Annotated in this window: 16 protein-coding genes; 3 read left to right on the forward strand and 13 right to left on the reverse strand. The window is 36.5% G+C overall.

Annotated features, from left to right (window positions below; genetic code table 11):
* Positions 1-512: 512 nt before the first annotated feature.
* From CWD91_RS20770 to CWD91_RS20795, 6 genes are all read right to left on the reverse strand, one after another.
* On the reverse strand, positions 513-875 hold the full coding sequence (locus CWD91_RS20770; protein WP_103442903.1) for a helix-turn-helix domain-containing protein: 363 nt from the start codon (positions 873-875) through the stop codon (positions 513-515).
* A gap of 4 nt (positions 876-879) precedes the next feature.
* Positions 880-1,176: a type II toxin-antitoxin system HigB family toxin gene (locus CWD91_RS20775; RefSeq protein ID WP_103442904.1), complete on the reverse strand. Its 297-nt coding sequence runs from the start codon at positions 1,174-1,176 to the stop codon at positions 880-882.
* A gap of 73 nt (positions 1,177-1,249) precedes the next feature.
* Positions 1,250-1,444 carry a hypothetical protein gene (locus CWD91_RS20780; protein ID WP_103442905.1) on the reverse strand — a complete coding sequence of 65 codons (195 nt, stop codon included), beginning with the start codon at positions 1,442-1,444 and terminating at the stop codon, positions 1,250-1,252.
* Positions 1,445-1,651: 207 nt separating this feature from the next.
* On the reverse strand, positions 1,652-1,945 hold the full coding sequence (locus CWD91_RS20785; protein WP_157943859.1) for a type II toxin-antitoxin system RelE/ParE family toxin: 294 nt from the start codon (positions 1,943-1,945) through the stop codon (positions 1,652-1,654).
* Positions 1,938-2,192, reverse strand: a complete 255-nt coding sequence (locus tag CWD91_RS20790) for a type II toxin-antitoxin system ParD family antitoxin (RefSeq protein WP_103442907.1) — start codon at positions 2,190-2,192, stop codon at positions 1,938-1,940. The genes CWD91_RS20785 and CWD91_RS20790 overlap by 8 nt, the downstream gene beginning before the upstream one ends.
* A 198-nt stretch (positions 2,193-2,390) precedes the next feature.
* Positions 2,391-5,366 carry a DEAD/DEAH box helicase gene (locus CWD91_RS20795; RefSeq protein WP_205164679.1) on the reverse strand — a complete coding sequence of 992 codons (2,976 nt, stop codon included), beginning with the start codon at positions 5,364-5,366 and terminating at the stop codon, positions 2,391-2,393.
* A gap of 504 nt (positions 5,367-5,870) precedes the next feature.
* On the opposite strand from CWD91_RS20795, the gene CWD91_RS20800 reads away from it, so the two are divergent.
* The 3 genes from CWD91_RS20800 to CWD91_RS20810 are packed head-to-tail and all read left to right on the forward strand — an operon-like array spanning position 5,871 to position 10,936.
* Positions 5,871-6,602 carry a DUF6088 family protein gene (locus CWD91_RS20800; protein ID WP_103442908.1) on the forward strand — a complete coding sequence of 244 codons (732 nt, stop codon included), beginning with the start codon at positions 5,871-5,873 and terminating at the stop codon, positions 6,600-6,602.
* On the forward strand, positions 6,599-7,576 hold the full coding sequence (locus tag CWD91_RS20805) for a nucleotidyl transferase AbiEii/AbiGii toxin family protein (RefSeq protein WP_103442909.1): 978 nt from the start codon (positions 6,599-6,601) through the stop codon (positions 7,574-7,576). The genes CWD91_RS20800 and CWD91_RS20805 overlap by 4 nt, the downstream gene beginning before the upstream one ends.
* A 57-nt stretch (positions 7,577-7,633) precedes the next feature.
* Positions 7,634-10,936 carry a hypothetical protein gene (locus CWD91_RS20810; RefSeq protein WP_103442910.1) on the forward strand — a complete coding sequence of 1,101 codons (3,303 nt, stop codon included), beginning with the start codon at positions 7,634-7,636 and terminating at the stop codon, positions 10,934-10,936.
* A 113-nt stretch (positions 10,937-11,049) separates the two neighbouring features.
* On the opposite strand, the gene CWD91_RS20815 is transcribed toward CWD91_RS20810, so the two are convergent.
* The 7 genes from CWD91_RS20815 to CWD91_RS20845 all read right to left on the reverse strand — a co-directional run bounded on the left by CWD91_RS20815 (position 11,050) and on the right by CWD91_RS20845 (position 17,060).
* Complete coding sequence (locus CWD91_RS20815) at positions 11,050-11,514, reverse strand: DUF6730 family protein (RefSeq protein ID WP_103442911.1); 465 nt, start codon at positions 11,512-11,514, stop codon at positions 11,050-11,052.
* Between the two features lie 18 nt (positions 11,515-11,532).
* Positions 11,533-12,402, reverse strand: coding sequence for a relaxase/mobilization nuclease domain-containing protein (locus tag CWD91_RS20820; RefSeq protein ID WP_103442912.1), 870 nt, complete (start codon positions 12,400-12,402; stop codon positions 11,533-11,535).
* Positions 12,399-12,695, reverse strand: a complete 297-nt coding sequence (mbpA, locus tag CWD91_RS20825) for a mobilization protein MbpA (RefSeq protein ID WP_103442913.1) — start codon at positions 12,693-12,695, stop codon at positions 12,399-12,401. The genes CWD91_RS20820 and mbpA overlap by 4 nt, the downstream gene beginning before the upstream one ends.
* A 161-nt stretch (positions 12,696-12,856) precedes the next feature.
* Positions 12,857-13,720 (reverse strand): toprim domain-containing protein, encoded by an 864-nt coding sequence (locus tag CWD91_RS20830; protein ID WP_103442914.1) that lies wholly within the window; start codon positions 13,718-13,720, stop codon positions 12,857-12,859.
* Between the two features lie 227 nt (positions 13,721-13,947).
* On the reverse strand, positions 13,948-15,141 hold the full coding sequence (locus CWD91_RS20835) for a VapE domain-containing protein (RefSeq protein WP_103442915.1): 1,194 nt from the start codon (positions 15,139-15,141) through the stop codon (positions 13,948-13,950).
* Positions 15,138-15,425, reverse strand: coding sequence for a helix-turn-helix transcriptional regulator (locus CWD91_RS20840; RefSeq protein WP_103442916.1), 288 nt, complete (start codon positions 15,423-15,425; stop codon positions 15,138-15,140). Before CWD91_RS20840 ends, CWD91_RS20835 begins: the two co-directional genes overlap by 4 nt.
* Before the next feature lie 480 nt (positions 15,426-15,905).
* Complete coding sequence (locus CWD91_RS20845) at positions 15,906-17,060, reverse strand: site-specific integrase (protein ID WP_103442917.1); 1,155 nt, start codon at positions 17,058-17,060, stop codon at positions 15,906-15,908.
* Positions 17,061-17,156: the final 96 nt, after the last annotated feature.

Genomic DNA, 17,156 nt, shown 5'->3' on the forward strand with positions numbered 1-17,156 from the left:
CGAAAATCGCAACGAAATAAAGTTACAAAATAAGTGAATTGATGGTTGCTCAAATGATAATATATCTAACCCATTAATATAAAAAGGTTTAGTGTCATATATAAGGTACATCGGAGGATTAAGTGAACGTTCGAAAATTTCCCTGTGCTAAATAAATGGATTATGATGGTTAGAGGTATAAGAAATCGCATAAAAAGACTAAATAACACAAAGTATAGAAAAAAATGAATTTATAAAACCCAGTATTTACTGGGTTTTATTGTGTTTTGATTTGTGTTATTTTGTATTGTTACTTTCCGATACAGAAAGTAACAAACCCATATTTTACAAGGGTTCCCAAGCTTCGAGGTACACATGAGGTACAAAACTACATTTTTCGATATCAACTAAAAGTCATACTCGCCTTATTTTCAAGGTCCTATGGAAATCAGAAGATTAAGTGATAAATATATAGAATAATGCCATATGAGCCGATTAAATGTCGTAATCGGCTCATGCAATACAATTGGCAACTATTGAAGTATTATATCACTATCAATATTTAATTTTTGATGTAAAGCTTTTGCAACGTTCAAAGTAATCTCTCTTTTGCCGTTTAAGTAGTCACTTATTCTGGAGGCGCTTGTATCTAAGAGAGTTGCTAAATCCTTTCTTTTAAGTCCCATTTCAAACATACGTAGTTCAATCATTTCCTGTAAGGTAGGCAAGCCGATGGGGAAATGGATTTCTTCGTATTGTTCGATAATATCAGTAATCTCCAGAAACTCTTTTGCCAAAGGGTTATCTACTGACATATTATCATCCACAACATCTATCAACTCTTCTAAGCGAAGATTTGCTTTTACATATGCTTCGTGTGTAATTAATTTTCCCATTTCTTTATAACTTATCTATATTCTTTATTTTGTCGTAATCCCGGTGATTGCCAACCCATCGTATCAGTACTTTCTTGAACTTAAATCGTACTATGGCAACAACTCGGTAATGGTTTCCCTTGACGTTAAAAACGAACCTCCCGTTTCCCACACTATCAGCTGAATTGAACGTGTTCTTTAAATCGGCAAAACTATCCCATTCAGCCTTGTTTGTCTTTTTATACCAATCTTGCAGAGCTACTTTAGCATTGGTTTCTTTCGAAAAATACTCTATTAGTTTTTTAAATGAAATAACGTGCACTTGATATAATGTTCAATTTAAACGTAAAGATACTATGTAAATTACATTTATGGATATTTATTTCCAATTAATGTTATCTTCTTAACTCCCCAAATCCTTTACCCAAGAACTTTGTGCTTGGATCCTGTCCGATTTTTGTAGTATTCGGGCAGATAAGCGTATAGCAAAAATCGGATAGGGCCTTACCTACTTTGGATTTGGCTCTTTCTCTTTTTCCGTCCATATAAGAAATCCCTTGTAAACTTCTGGGTGTTCCTTGAAAAATCATTCAACTCTGTTGAAACAGCTGCTTTTCCCTCCTGGAAGGCTACTTCTTTTTCTTCCTCGAATTGTCGCACTTGATAGCGTATGCAAACCAAAGTTGATAACTTGTAACGTTAAGGTTTAATAATATATTAAACTTCTTTAAGAGACCTCTATAGTTGATAGTTTAGGGTAGGGGGAGAGATATAGAGTTCTATCGTTTGATTGAATTTTATAAATGTCTGATAAAATCCATTCTTTCGCCTAAAACGCGGATTATGAAAATTCCATTATTAATCCTGTTATAAAAGATTACATGCGATTTATACCGGTATCGAAGTAGCAAGGTTTCATTCCCATGCAGGTAGAACCTTCCCATTTCTGGCCTGTCGGTCAATTCTTGAAAACAGGTAATAAGACCATTCTTATAAACACGAGCTTGGTTAACTCCAAAATTTTCAATGGTATATTCTGCAATTTTTTCAAGGTCGGATTCTGCACTTTTACTAAGAAGGTATTTAGCCATTCTTTTTGGCATATTTCAATTCGGCATCCTTCCAGATATCATCGACACTTTTATCGCTTACACCACTTGCTAAGCCCTCATCAAGCGCCATTTCAAGTGCTATTAGGTCTTGTTGAGTGGACTGATGGGTTCTGACCAAATGTCTTATATATTCACTATCGTTGGTGAAGTCGCCTTTTTCAATCTGCTTCTTAATCCATTCATCCTGTTGCTCTGTAAAAGTTATTGATTTTCTAATTACCCCCATATTGCACCAATATTATTATAATTGATGCAAATTAATAATTATTAGGACATCTTGCAATTATTTTATTTATAATTTTATTTGGATTTTTACTGTTGGAAATGCCCTGTCGGTTCTTCCTAGAAATAGTGTGCCTTGACGTATGGGTAAAAGGTTAGATTTATAATCCATCTCAAAATATACAATTTGTCCAAATTGGCTTTAGTAAAGTTTTTCTTCTAACGCATCCCTCCATTGAATAAAACCCTTACTATCATTAGAATAATCGTGGATAATTCGGCTAAAGTTTACGGGTTGAGATTCCAAATAAAACTGCCTGCCCTGATTTCTAATTGTATTCAAAGCCGAATCGACAGAAGCTAGATGTTCCTTAAAGGATGGGTTATTTTTGTTGAAATGCCAAATGTAAGTCGCTTCTTCAGTATCCAAAGTTTCCAAAATCACATGGAATTGGTGATTGCCCAACAACAAGAAAACAAAGGAAAATGGTTGAAGCACAAATCGAAGCTTTAAAATCGCGTGTGCATGATTGTCGGCCAGAAAGCGAAGCTGGCGAAAATGTTTTACACTTCTCTTTGAAAGGACTTCCTCCAACAATTCTTTTTCCGATGGATAAAGTGCTTGTAGTCTTTCTTTATCCTGTACAATATCGGATTCATCCTCAGAGTTTGATTTTTTACTAAAAAAACTTTTCTCTAAGAGCCTGAATCTTACACTTTCCAAGACTTCACGGTTTATCCTTTCCAAGTCTCTGGAAGTTGCCAATTGTGCAACTAAAACATTGTTTTCAAATTCAGCGGAAACTGTTATTTCTACGGTTTTGGAATCCATTACTTTAACAAAATACGGCTTAAGCACCTCAAACTCCGGACGTATATAATCATTCTCAATCTCAAATTCTAATTCTTTTTGTAGCTTGGAACTTTTGTGGGTAAATGCAATTGTACCGAAACGGAAATAGAGCTGCTCGATAGGTACTTTTATAGTTGCCGTCATTGAACTACTTGCTTGTGTCTTGGGAATGGCGTCGGGGGTATCGTCAAATAAGGTAGCCTGTCTGTCCAGATTTCGGTAATAGGTGTTTCTTTTGAGAAAAAGGCGATTAAGATATTCAATCTTATGATCCCTGTAATCATAAATCAATGGGGCGATTTCGGAACGTTGTACCCTTCCAATATATTGGATCAGTTTTCCTTTAAAAGAAAAGGGATATACCAAAAAAAGACAGCTCGCATTTTGCAGATCGGTGCCTTCTCCAAAGTACTGTCCTGTGGTAATTAAAATTTGATAATTTCCTTTGTTAAGGATTTTCCATTTTAAATTTCTTTCACTTTCGGAATCTTCTCCGCTTAATGCAATAACCTCGAATTTTTGTTTTAAAAACTGATATAGCGTGGTAATATGTTCTTTTCGTTCTGTGATTACGACCACATGTTTGCCTGCATTCACTTCTGAAGTAATATCGTCAACTATTCTTTTGTTTCGATCGGAATCATGTACCAGAACTTTTGACAAGGTTTCGAACGTATCCGTTTTTGAATTAAAGGGAACTTCCAAGTTTGTATTCCTTACGATAATCCGTGCCTTCTTAAAGGTTTCTATGTCCTGCGGCTTGATGTCTGTTATAAGTTCGCCCAAATAGGCAAAAATCAGTTTACCGTCGCTATTTTTTCTGAAAGGGGTGGCAGTTAGACCATACTGGAAATAGGGGTGAAGTTTGGAAATAGTGGAAGCATAGGATTGGGCAGGAATGTGATGACATTCATCGATGATTATGGTTTTAAATTTCTCAAGTATTTCAGGAGTGTCTATTTTTTTGGACAAACTTTGGATCATTGCTATTGTAATTTGCTTTCCTATTTTTGCTTTTCCCTGTCCTATTTTCCCAATTGCACTTTTGGGTATTTTCAAGAAAGCTTCTATACGTTCTATCCATTGGTCTAAAAGCTGCTTTCTGTGTACGACTATTAATGCTGGTTGGCATTTATCAGCAATTATTTTTAGTCCAATTATTGTTTTTCCAGATCCGGGAGGTGCGGTAATTACGCCAAAATCTTTTTTGGAAACAGCAGAAAGAACGGTTTTCTGATGCTCCAGCAGTTCTGTGCCGAAAGTAAAATGTGTGTCATTGGATTTTTTTCTTTTATCCTCAAATTCGAAATCAATTTTTTGTTTGTTACAAAACCGCAGTAATTGTCCAACAGCCCCTCTCGGAAGAAGAACTTCATTTTTCGATTCGGAAACAAGATTGAAATATCTATCGGTACTCCACGTTGTTCTTCCTATCTTTTTCTTTATGAAATAGTCGGGATTGGCCACGTTGAATGTATCCTTTATAAAATTAACCAATGGCGTGGTCAACCCGGTCTTATTGATTCGGATTTCGTTATCCAAACGGATGACAAGTGTATCGCCGGAAAAAGAGTTTTCCAATTCGTCCGCATCGTTTTTAACGATTGAACGATACAATTCATCAAGTTCGGCGGTTTTTATCTTTTTAATTTTCTTTAATAAACTCCATTGATTCTCATAAGGAACAAGCGTGTTGGGGTCGATAAAACAACTATTGCCTTCCTCTACGTTCGGTTTATACAATGGCAGGGCTATAAGGTTGCCCAAACCCTTTCCCGTAAGAAAATCCTGATTGGGGAACAACCTATCAAAACTTGAAGTCTTATCGAATATGGAAAAGGTTCCACTTTCTTCGAGCAACTGTTTAAAAACTAATCTACTTTTTTTAGCGGGATAGGGTGTTTCAAAAAATATCCAAACATGTCCGCCGTTTCCAGAACGGGAACGCTCTAAATATGCCGGTATATTGTTGGACTCACAAACTGAGATAAAATTTTTGCATTCCTGTTGCCAGTTTTCCTTATCAAAATCCGCGGCTATAAACCAGGAGGTATTGTCTTTTAGCAAAGGGTAAACTCCAATCAAATGTTCGCCTTCTAAATGTTTAAAAACTTGATTGTCGTTTAAAGGCAAAAAAGATTTTTCGGTAAAATCTTTAAATGTTCCCCCATTGGTTTTATGTAGCCTATATCGGTAGGGGTCGTAAAAGTAGGCGGGCATATAGCCACTTTTGTTTCCTTTCTCCCATCGAATGGCAAAAACATCATCCCTTCCTCTGAATAGGGACTTAAACAATTGAATATGTTCTTTATTTTCCGATTCCAAGGCTATTATTGTTACTTTGCAATTGGAGTAAAAATAGCAATAAATTAGTGATTATAATTTGGGTCGTTGTAGTGCTAACTGTGTATAGGCAAGATAACTGCTTGGAGCGTTTTTTTGCACTCCATGCGTTTATGCGCGGTGCTTAGGATGTTAGAAAACCGTAGGTTTTTCAACTTCCATAGGAACATGGAATTGTAATGCGAAAGCTCTTATACTATTCGTATCAAACAAGCGTCAAATAAGCTATTGTCCATACATGTTGACTTTAACGGGACAGCCATCAAATAAGATTGGGAAATATCTTTACTTTAAATGTCAAGTTTTTTGCGCAAAAAAACTTGACCTGTTGACCGTTTAGTAATGTTTCGGAAGAAAGAATGGAACAGCTAGGTTACGAATGCACTAAGCAATACTGCAACTAAAGTTATCAAGACTTATTTAAAATGTCCAGTTTTTTAACTAATAAACTGGACATATTGAATATCTTTGTATAAACAGTTTCCAATGAAAGCCTCTGAATATATAGAAGATAAGATTAATAAGTTGCCCAAAGGTTATGTATTCACCTATATGGATTTTATGAACGAGGTGGATAGGAGAGAAGCCATCATTAAACATCTGAATAGAATGGCTACTTCCGGTAAGATTAATAAACTATCTAAAGGTAAATACTTCAAGCCGCAAGAAACTGTATTCGGTACTTTGTTGCCTGATCAACACCAAATTGTAAAAGATTTGTTGGAGGAAGACGGCAAACTAGTAGGGTATATTACGGGGTATAGCGTTTATAATTCCCTAGGACTTACCACGCAAGTAAGCAGCACGATACAGATAGGCAAACGTGAGATACGACCTTCTTTTAAAAGAGGCCGTTTTAGAATTTCGTTCATCAAACAAAAGAATACTATCAATAAGGAAAATATTCCACTATTACGATTGTTGGATGCCATACGTTATATTAAGAAAATACCTGATACCACCGTTGAAAAAAGTTGTATTCGATTTATGGCATTATTGCGCGAATTGAAAACTAGCGAACATATAAAACTTATAAAATTGGCCTTTAAATATTCCCCCGCAACCAGAGCTTTATTGGGTGCATTGCTAAGAGGGATTAATTGCAAGGCAGAGACTGAAATAAGAGACCTTCAAGATAGTTTAAACCCAATAACGGTTTATGATTTTGATATTTCTAAAAAAGTGTTGTCAAATGCTAAATACTGGAATATAAAATGAAGCTGCACGAGAACGAACAACTTTTCAGACAAGCTGTGCAAGTAACAGCAGAACGGATGGGTATTTTAGATATCTATATCGAGAAGGATTATTGGGTATGCCATGCCCTAAAACTGATCTTTGATAGCACTATTAAAGATGAAGTCATATTTAAGGGAGGCACGGCTTTGTCAAAGTGTTATAAATTCATCGAACGTTTTTCTGAGGATATTGATTTAGTTGTAATACGAAGAGAAGAAGAGACAGGGAACCAATTAAAGGCTAAGCTCAAAAAAATAACTAAGGAGATAACTACACCATTCGTAGAAATAGAAATGGAAGGGATTACCAATAAAATGGGAATGATTCGAAAGATAGCCTACAACTATCCCAAAATTTTTAAAGGAAATTATGGACAGGTAAGAGATGCCATTATCATAGAAGCAACTTGGCTGGGCTATTTTGAACCTTACACTAAGAGAGTCCTGAATACCTATATCTATGATATGATGAATGCCACCAACCAAACGACATTGGCGGAAGAATATGACCTATTGCCTTTTGAAGCACTTGTATTGGATTCTCGAAGAACGTTTTGTGAAAAGATAATGAGTTTGGTTCGGTTCTCACATACGGAAAAACCAATTATCGACCTGAATGCTAAAATCAGGCATGTATATGATATCCATCAGCTACTGAAAGACGAAACGGTTCAACAGTTTTTTACTTCAGAAACTTTTGATAAGATGCTACTAAAAGTAGCCAGTGACGATGTACAAAGTTTTAAGAACAACAACGATTGGTTAAAGTACCACCCTAAAGAAGCATTGATTTTCAACGAACCTGAAGAAGCTTGGAAACAACTTAAAGACACCTATCAGAATGACTTTCAGTTTTTGGTTTATGGGGAATTACCAGATGAGAAGGAAGTTTTGACCACGATTTTGAAAGTGGCCGAACGGTTGAATACGATTACGTGGATTATTACTTTTTAGTATTGAGATATTTAAGAATTTATAATGTTCATGTAAAATTTATACTAATTCTGACACATGGAAATTAATGAAAACCAACAAAATATATATAACGGTTTAAAAAGTATAGGAGAAGAGATATCATCTTTTTACATGGATGCATTGGATATTCTTCATAGTGAAAACCTGAAATCAAAATCTTATCTCTTAGCGCATGTCGCACGGGAAATAGATGGTGGATTAAGAGATATTCTGGCGCCAATGGGTGCAAAGGAGAAAATGCTCAAAGAACCTTCACTTAAAGACCGGGGGAATGTTGTATCGATATTAGTGGCTCTAGATTTGCCTATCGATGATAGTTTTGCCCAACAGTATATAAACGTTGCCACAAAATTTGTAAAGTATGCGCATCGGAGAGGCGCAACAAAATCACTTAGAGATCCAAAAGAAGTTATACAGTTATGGTTTGATTATGAATTAATTCTTTTGAAGTTGCTAGGTAGTTTTATTAACCAATTAAAGCAAATTGAACGAATTGTCAGGTTTGAGAACCCTACAAAACAAATCCTTGCAGCATTAAGGAACATCTTTAAAGACGAACAGAAGGAGAGACATTTTTATATTAGCCTTAAAAAAGTAAGTTGGCTAAAACCTTTACATAACAGTGGCTTTTTCTCTCCTGAATATATATTGGATGAGGCCTTATGGAACCAAGCTGAATACTTAGAATTTATATCCCTAGAGATTAAAAAGGGTAATGTAGATGATAAAAACTCTGAAGTTTTAATAAAAATTGTACTTGAGATATGTAACTACTCTAAAAACATAAAAAAACTTGAAAATTACAGGATTTGGTACTTTCTTCTAGATATACTAACAAATTTACCCAAAGATTACGTAACAAATAAAATAGTTGATTACATACCTGATTTCTTTAATACAAAATTTGAGAACAACCTTCAAAGCGAATCAATTTTTAAGCTCATATATTCTTTTTTCGATAAAGAAGAAATAACTAATAAGGACAAGCAGAAAATTGAAAAATTAGTCAAATTAGTTTTTGAAATATCGGATAAGCAAATATTTAGAGATCGGTCAAGCTATGAAACTGGTAAGTATTCCCCTGTTATTAGGGCGTATAGATTAAAACAAGCTTGTGAGAATCCAGTTTTTTACTCAGGCGTTCCTAAATATTGCTCTAATAAGATTATTTATTTTATTGCCGATAATCTACTAATCTATTTGAAGGCCGAATATATAAGTGAGTTCTGGATTAAAAGCATATTTCACATCGATGAAGTTGACAAACATTCATATTCCATTGAAACAATTTATTCAATATTCTTAAAAACTATATGCGTAGAAATCTCTAAGCACTCTAAAACGCGAATAGAGGAAATAATATCTGCCTTTCTAAGTGATGCATATAATCATAAACACTTTATAAAACTTTCTTTGTTTCTGTTTGCAAAAACATGGAAAAATTCAAAACAAATCTTCTTTGATTTAATAAAAAATAATGATGAGAAAATGCTATTTTCTAATAATTTTTGGGGAGATGACCTTTATTTTTTGTTAGAAGAAATTGCTGATTCCTTAAACCTCAGGGAGGCCTCAATTATTGAAAAAATAATTGAGAATGGTTCTCAGGATAAAGACTATTATGATAAAAGTAAATACCTAGATGATTATAAGCTTCTGTGGTATTCAGCACTAAGTACAAATTCATTTTTTGAGAAAAAATATGAATTGCTTTCAAAGAGATTAGATAAGGACAAAAAGCAAATAAGACCAAGAGAACAGTGTAATGTCACTTTTGGAAGTACCTCTCCAATAAGTAAAAAGGAACTCAAAACCATTTCAGTAAGTAATTTAGTTGGCATTTTAAAAACATTTGACCCTGAAAGAAGTTTCCGAGAGCCCTGTGTTGAGGGTTTGGCAAGTAACTTAAGTACTTTTATCAAAGAATCACCTCAAAAATTTTATGATGATTGTGATTTGTTTTTGCAAACGCCTTATAGATACATTTCAGAGATTTGTTACGCACTTGCTGATAGTTGGAAGAATGACGGTGAAATCAATTGGGAAGATGTTCTAAATTTTATTTACAAGTATATTAAACAGACTGAATTTGCTACAAATCACCTACAGTTAAAAAACGCATCATATAAACATGATCATTTAGATGTAGTCAAGAGTTTTTGTAGACTACTAAGTGCGGGGATGAGAAGAGATGAACAAGCCTTTGATGCTAAATTATTGCCGATAGCTGAGAAAATTATATTTGTTTTTTTGGATAAATATATAAGCAATGAATTAGAGGACAAAGCAAAAGGAAAATTGGGTTCCGCCATGCATGTCATTAACTCAACATCGGGAGTTATAATAGGCACATTATTCGATTTATCCTTAAGAAAGGCGCGGTTACAAAGTAATAGTTTGGAAGATAAAAGCCCAAGATGGGCAGATAAGGAAAAAGAAGCCTACGAGAAATTAATCAAAAAAAATATTCAGGAGTTCTATATGTATCTCGGCTGGCACAGAAACCAATTTTATTTTTTAGATTATACCTGGACTAATAATCAATTACAGTCTATACCTTCAAAAAATAATCAAACTATTAAGTCATACTTTGGCGGCCATTTGATTGAATATCCAAATTCAAAATTTGAGTATGAAACATTTAAAGATGTTTACCTTAAGGCGATAAAGGAAGAGTGGAAAGTCGAGGATTCAACAATGCGAACTGACCCGTTGGAGGTTCATGCAACCATTTTTTACATTTTTGATTATGAAGATTTAAGAGAAGGAGAAATTCTAACTTATATTTTGAATCAAAAGAATATTCAGAAAATAAGAAGTATTGTTCACTCCTTATCATTTAAATATGACCAATATTTAGAAAATCAGGATGCCGGTGGTAAAAGCCTATTCAAGAGAAAGATTTTTAAAATTTGGAACTTTACCCTTGAAATACTAGAAGATAGCGCAGATCTCGAATCTAAAGATATGCCAACCTTATTTTATCTTATCAAATATATCGAAGAACTTAATGAGGAAAACTATGAGCTCATTATAAATACTTCAAAGTTCGCGAGGCATGGTAGGGATTTCGATGAACTAATTAAAAATCTAAATAGATTAAAATTACAAGGTGATGTTGTAGAAAGCAGCATTTATGCCTGTAACATTTTCATGGAATCAGTATTTAAGGATTTCTATTATGCCTCAATAATGCAGAAAGAGATTATCGAATTTACTGAATCTATGTATCTCCTTGAAAATGAAAAACTCACAAACTATTCTAACAGGATTTGTAATGAGTTTGCCAAAAATGGACAGTATTTTTTAAGGAATTTATATGAAAAGTATAATTCTTAATGGATAGAATTGCTGGCCCAAATCCTTACCCAAAAATTTTGCGCTTGGATTCTGTCCGATTTTTGTAGTATTCAGGCAGATAAACGTTAAGCAAAAATCGGATAGGGCGCAACCTACTTTTGATCTTGGTTTTTCTCTTTTCCGGACCATTCTAGAAACCCCTTATAAATATCAGGATGTTCCGTAAAATACCCTTTCAGCTCCGTTGAAATAACCGATTTTCCTTCTTCGAAAGCCTTCTCTCTTTCTTCCCCCAACTGTGCCACCTGATAGCCCAAATAGGCAGAAATGGACAGGGATAGGATAAGGACCAAACTGACCATGAACAATAGCCATTCGGGGATGATTTGCGACTTCTTCAATTGTTCCTCTATTTTGATTGTTCTTACATCCTGCTCTTGAAAATGAACTTCCTGCGTTTTATTGAGTTCCTTCAGGTCATTTCTAATCGAGGAAATATCCTGTACCGTTTCAGAACCGGTGAGTTCCTTGCTCAACGTCTCCAGTTTCATCAACATCTGTTTCAATCCTTCCAATTCGTCCGTCAACAGTTCCGTAATCTCATCTAGCTTTGCCATATTGATTTTGTTTAAATATTAATATCCTATTTCCATTCCTACACCTTTTTGAATCGTTTGTTTGATGACTGATTTAGCCAGTTTTATAGCGATATTCCCACTTAGCTGAGTGGCCTTTCCCATGAGGCTTACAGTATTGCTTTGGCCTTGCAGGAAGCTCCTCTCCACATGTTTTTCTATTCCCATCACCAATCTGCTGCCGGACATGGAACGGTGTACCTCGCTTCCTTTTAGGTTGTGGCCTTTGTATTGGAACCGGAACCCTTGCAGCTGATTGGACTTATTGATGCTGGGGATGACTACTACGTTTTTTACCTTCATAAGCTTGATATAGTTATCCAGGTCTTTGGGGCGTTGTTCGTTCATCACTTTTTCATGAACATTTTTAATCTCCAGTCTTATATTCAGTAACTGTTCCAATCTTTCCAGTTGAACTTCCCGTACCGTGGTTAGCCCCATTTTCTCCGCTACCCGTTCCGCGGCTAGCTGACTCCTCTTCCCGATAAAACTGTCGTTATAGGCAGTGCCGTTAAAATCGATCCGGTTTACGTACACATGAACATGCGTATGTGGCTGATTCCTATGAACAAAGGCGATGGCCTGATGTTCCTGTAATTTCATTTCCTTGAGAAACTTTGCAGTCATCTCGTTGAGCTCTTTGGCTTTTAGCTGTTTTCCATCTTCAATCGTAGGGCTGATGACAAAACTCAACGTATTCTTTTTGCATTGATAGTTCTGGGATTGGATGATGTTGAACTCTTTGGTAATCTGGTTTGGGGTTTGCCCAGCCACGTGATTGGAGTATACGACCTCTGCTTGTTTCTCCTTGTTCCAGCCATAACTCATGGAATTTCCGGTATGCGATATTGATTTTCCTATGCCGATCATTTTTTGAAATTATAAAGATGGTTCTGTATTTCTTCTGCTAGCTTTGTCACCTCGGCCGTCAGTTTGGGATCCCGTTTTCGGTACATGTTCCCGATCAATTTAAAGTTGGTCCCGTACTTGGCCAACATCTTATAAAGGTCTATTTGCTCCTCTGTTAACCGCTCAATGATCTTATCCCCTAAGGCGGCACGCCTACAATATTCGCTCACGCTCAGACCGCTCTTTTTGGCCTTTATCCTGAGCAACTTCTTCTCGAAGAGGGAACATCGAAATTTAACATAGGTACGTTTCATTTTTTACGTCTTTGCGACCTTCGGGAGCAAAGCAAGATTGTCTTTGTGGCAACAAAGACACATCTTGAATTACATCACTATCAGATTATTTTATTTATGCGTTAAAATTGTATATATTAATAGTTATTTCATTTTCGAGATTAAATATCATCATCATCAGGTCATTTCTTTTGAGCGGTCCACCATCCATTTACGTCTTTAAAATTTTCGTATAATTTGGATCTATCCGTACATTTTGGCTGTTGTTGCATCATTAGGTTAACGGCATTTCTTCCTGCACTATCATTGTCCAGATAAAGCATAATCGATTCATAGGGCTCAAACATCACAAACGTTTTTTCTATAAAGCCCAAGGAGTTTAATATCAAAAGATCATTCGTTTCCATTAGATGTTTGTCCCGCTCCAATAGGCTCAACATATCGAACATTCCCTCTGTAACGATCAGCCTACTGTTTCCGTTCTGGAGGTGAGTGACGTCTTTTGGGGAGCTGGAATTCTTATAATATTTGTTCCGCAATTCCCAACCTCCGGAGTTGTTCGCTAAGCCTAGAGCGAAATACATCTTGTCCTTAAACTTATAGTGAACTTCCTTGCAAAGTTTTCTGGCAGTCAATATGGAAATCCCTCTTTTCATTACATATTCCCCTAGCGCAAAATGGCCCAGTTCCTTAATAAGTTTCACTTCGATCTTATCCTGTTTATCCTCTTCTAAAAGTGGCGGCTGAAAAGAAAAAGAGATTTGTCCGTTTTGTAGCCAATCCAATGTTTCCTTTACCGATGAGTTGTTGACCAGGCAAATCAGATCGATTACATTTCCCCCTTTCCCTATTCCGTGGTCGTACCATCGGTTCAGTTTCTTGGACACCTTAAAAGAGGCTTGGGTTTCTGAGCGGAACGGACTCAGGAACCAAGCTTCTTTATTAGATTCCTTTGTTGGAAAGTGCCCGAGTTTTGCCAACGCTTTTTCGATGGGAAAAGCTCTGGCTCTTTCACACGTTAGTTTATTGGTTCTTTCTTTTTTCATCAGTTAATTCTTTTTTTCGTTTTTCTCTTACCTTCCTACCTAAGTCCCTGTTTATAGGGGTTTAGAGCTTAGGTGGGTTCTTTTTTGATCTTACCCATCTTACCCTAATAGGTAGGATAGGTAATACCTAGGTAACTAGTGGTTAATGTATCTTACCTTATGGTAGCTTCCGCAGTTGGGGCGGTCATGGTCCGTTAGGTAAGTAGGTAGGTACAATGGCACTTTTTCTACGATTCTACTTCCCAGGGACTTTTGGCAAATACCGATTTGGCCAGATACCCATACACCTGGCGTTTGGGATGTTTCACCCGTTGGAAATTGAATCCGGAAAGCGCACGCCCAAGGTTTATCTGGTTCAGTCTTACGTTCAAGCTACTCAGCTTTACCAATACATCGGAGGCGGTCACGAAGTCGTTGACATCATTCGACTTTTCAAAGTATTTGGAAACCAGTTCCTCCTCGGTAGTCAATTTGGTATATTTTTTATTCCGTTCTTCGTTCTCCATAATATCCGTTAGCGTAAGTTCTGGATTGAAGCCTGGATCAGTATAGGCGAGGTGGTAGGCCTGTATCCACACGTTCTTGATTTCCACTTCCTTGGAGTAGGAGAAATCTATTTTATCCATTAGCTCAAAGCACAACCACCTTACCGATCCAGTCTCATCGTTTAGAAATGAGGACATATTGGTAGAGCCCAAAAACGAACAGATTCTGGGCAGGGTAGTGTTCTTTCGGTCATAGGGCAGGCGTTCGTTGATGAAGGTCTTGGAAAAGAATGCTTTCAGTGCGTTCACGTCTTTCTTGGTAAGCACGGCCAGCTCATCCAAGTTGTAAAGGAAGTTCCGGCACAATTGGATCCTGGCATCCTTATCATTGCTGATGTCCTCCGCCATATAATCGGCTAATTCTGGGGGACAGATAAACCGGCACCAGGTAGATTTCCCCGAGCTCTGTCCCTTATGGCTGATGATCAGGGCCTGCTTGTTGAAGTAGCCCGGTTCCAGTGCACATTTTATGGCTCGGACCAGCCATTTTTTAAAATGGTAAAGAAAAGCCTCATCATCATAGGTAGGGACGTAGGAAGCCAGTTTTTTGATATGGTCTTCTCCGTCCCATTTAGGGAGAGATTGGAAGTACGCTTTAATAGGGTTGTATTTGGGAATGAGTTCCGACCGAATCAGAATTTCCAATTTTCCGGTACTGATATCGACACCTGCTTTGGCAAGTTCAATAATCAGGGAATTGAGGTTTAGATAGGACCATTCAGCTCGTTTCTTGAACGATATCTGGAAATCATGGGATATCTCATTGTACATAATATCATACTTCCCTTCCAAGTATTCAATGGTATAATCGTAGATCGTCTTTTTCTTGGCATCCTTTACCTTGTAAAGTTGACCCCGATGGTCACCGACTATCATGGCCGTCTATTTTTAAGGGTATGTCTCAGGGCCTCGTTCTCAATATCGGCCTTGGATTTTCTACTGTTCTGTAGCAGCCAATTATTCAGCTTTCTCTTTTCAAAGAAAATCATTTTTCCGTTGGGCTTGGAGTGGGGGATAGTCCCGGAGGAAGTCAGTTTGTAAAGATAGCTTCTCGATATTCCGGTGTAGTCACAGGTTTCCTCAAAAGTCAACACCTCTTTATGGCAGGTTAACAGTTTTTCCAAGCGATCTAAGCGATCAAAAATTAAAATAGTGTCCATTTGTTTCTCTTTTAAGAATAAGAAATGAACAAAAGCGCTTTTGTTTACCTTCTATAGGTTTGTTAAAATAAAAGTAGAAAATAGGTGGGCTGAAAGCCATGAGAAACACAAATAGTTATCCACAACTATCTGTATTACAGCGCTATGTGTTATATGGAGCCAATTGATAGCAAAGGAATTTTCATTTAATTTTATTTGATATCATAAAACATCAAATGGCACCGAATGTTATACTGGTCAAATTGGTGTTTTTAGGTGAAAAACAGAGTTATTAACAATTGAAAAGGAGGGAGTTGGAGATTTGGAGGTGGATAAAGGGCAGTTTTTACTTATTTTGACTCTTCTAAATTCAATTTCTTAATCCTAATTTTTTGAAATAATCTTCTGGATAAATAAAATTTCGAAGGTTTTAGACTGGAATTTTAAACTATCCTATTTTTGGGGGAGCCTACATAGCTATGTAAAAAATCTAAACCACCACTACAACAAATCCAAATTCAACTTGGGGAGTAAGTTTGCGGCTTCTTTCATTTTCTTGTCAATGATTTTTGCATAAATCTCCGTAGTTCTTATTTCACGGTGCCCTAGGCGTTTGGAAACCGTATAGATATCAGCACCATTTTCCAATAATAGTACCGCATTGGTATGTCTAGCGGAATGAAAGGTGATGTGCTTGTTAATGCCGGCAAACATGCACCAACGGAGGAGTTGGAGGTTCATATGGGCACTATAACGAAGGCCTTTGAATACTCGATCATTGGGACCTCTGCGTTCCCCAAGTAGCGTCCTGGCCTGTTGTGAGATATACAAGTATTCTACTCCTTCGGTTTTCTTTTGCTTAAACACGATTCGGAAGATAAGATCACTGGAATTGTCAGCACCTTCTTCCCGTACCTCCAACCATTTTAATTTATTGACATCCGACCATCTTATGCCAGTTAGGGATGAAAATAAAAAGGCTCGTTTAAGAAGTGGGATAGGGCAGGGGGTCTGTGACAATTTTTGAAGTTCATCAGATGTGAGGTATTCTCGAGTAGATTCCCCCATTGTAAAACCTTTGACTTTTTTAATGAGGTTTTCTTTTAGGTAGCCTTCATCGAAAGCTGCATTAAGGCAAGCCTTAAATTTGTTAAAATAGGTATGTTTGGTGTTTTGGGAAAGGTTCTTACTACTTTTTGTTACGGCTACAGTATCCAGGTATTTTTTAAACCCTTTAATGAAATCAACATCTAAATCGTTTAGAGTGATGTGGGCAGGACAATAGGCTTCTATGTGCTTTTGTGCGGCATCCCAGTTGTCATAATTGCCTTTGGTCTGGTAGCGTTCCTCTTTCTTCTGGACGTAAAAGTCTAATAAACTAACTTTTCCTTTTGTGTCGTTTTTAAGGTGATACTTCCCCTGATAGACTTCAGCCTTTCTAATGGCCAGTATTTGTTCGGCCAATTCAAGATGTTCCTGATTCTTTTTCTTTTCATCCGTCGTTTTGGGATCTTCTATTAAATAGAGTTGTAGGTATTCGTAATTTCTAAGGTGTTTAACCTTTCCATTACTAAGAGTTTTAATTCCTTTATAGAACTCTAAATAAAGGCTCTGTTTCCCAGTTTTTAATTTCTTCTTCCTTAAGTGAACTTTCATCATAGCGACACATTTTTTGTGTCTCGTCTTATACAAAGGAGAATGCGACACACATGAGACACAATAAAAGTACGAAAATAAGACAAATATGGGAAA

This window comes from Arenibacter hampyeongensis (assembly GCF_002909255.1).
Classification (GTDB): Bacteria; Bacteroidota; Bacteroidia; order Flavobacteriales; family Flavobacteriaceae; genus Arenibacter; species Arenibacter hampyeongensis.

Bases quoted from the DNA above. Each gene is read 5' to 3' on its own strand.
- CWD91_RS20770 (WP_103442903.1), bottom strand. From the start codon at position 875: ATGGGAAAATTAATTACACACGAAGCATATGTAAAAGCAAATCTTCGC.
- CWD91_RS20780 (WP_103442905.1), bottom strand. From the start codon at position 1,444: ATGATTTTTCAAGGAACACCCAGAAGTTTACAAGGGATTTCTTATATG.
- CWD91_RS20785 (WP_157943859.1), bottom strand. From the start codon at position 1,945: ATGGCTAAATACCTTCTTAGTAAAAGTGCAGAATCCGACCTTGAAAAA.
- CWD91_RS20790 (WP_103442907.1), bottom strand. From the start codon at position 2,192: ATGGGGGTAATTAGAAAATCAATAACTTTTACAGAGCAACAGGATGAA.
- CWD91_RS20800 (WP_103442908.1), top strand. From the start codon at position 5,871: ATGAAAGCCTCTGAATATATAGAAGATAAGATTAATAAGTTGCCCAAA.
- CWD91_RS20805 (WP_103442909.1), top strand. From the start codon at position 6,599: ATGAAGCTGCACGAGAACGAACAACTTTTCAGACAAGCTGTGCAAGTA.
- CWD91_RS20810 (WP_103442910.1), top strand. From the start codon at position 7,634: ATGGAAATTAATGAAAACCAACAAAATATATATAACGGTTTAAAAAGT.
- CWD91_RS20815 (WP_103442911.1), bottom strand. From the start codon at position 11,514: ATGGCAAAGCTAGATGAGATTACGGAACTGTTGACGGACGAATTGGAA.
- CWD91_RS20820 (WP_103442912.1), bottom strand. From the start codon at position 12,402: ATGATCGGCATAGGAAAATCAATATCGCATACCGGAAATTCCATGAGT.
- mbpA (WP_103442913.1), bottom strand. From the start codon at position 12,695: ATGAAACGTACCTATGTTAAATTTCGATGTTCCCTCTTCGAGAAGAAG.
- CWD91_RS20830 (WP_103442914.1), bottom strand. From the start codon at position 13,720: ATGAAAAAAGAAAGAACCAATAAACTAACGTGTGAAAGAGCCAGAGCT.
- CWD91_RS20835 (WP_103442915.1), bottom strand. From the start codon at position 15,141: ATGATAGTCGGTGACCATCGGGGTCAACTTTACAAGGTAAAGGATGCC.
- CWD91_RS20840 (WP_103442916.1), bottom strand. From the start codon at position 15,425: ATGGACACTATTTTAATTTTTGATCGCTTAGATCGCTTGGAAAAACTG.
- CWD91_RS20845 (WP_103442917.1), bottom strand. From the start codon at position 17,060: ATGAAAGTTCACTTAAGGAAGAAGAAATTAAAAACTGGGAAACAGAGC.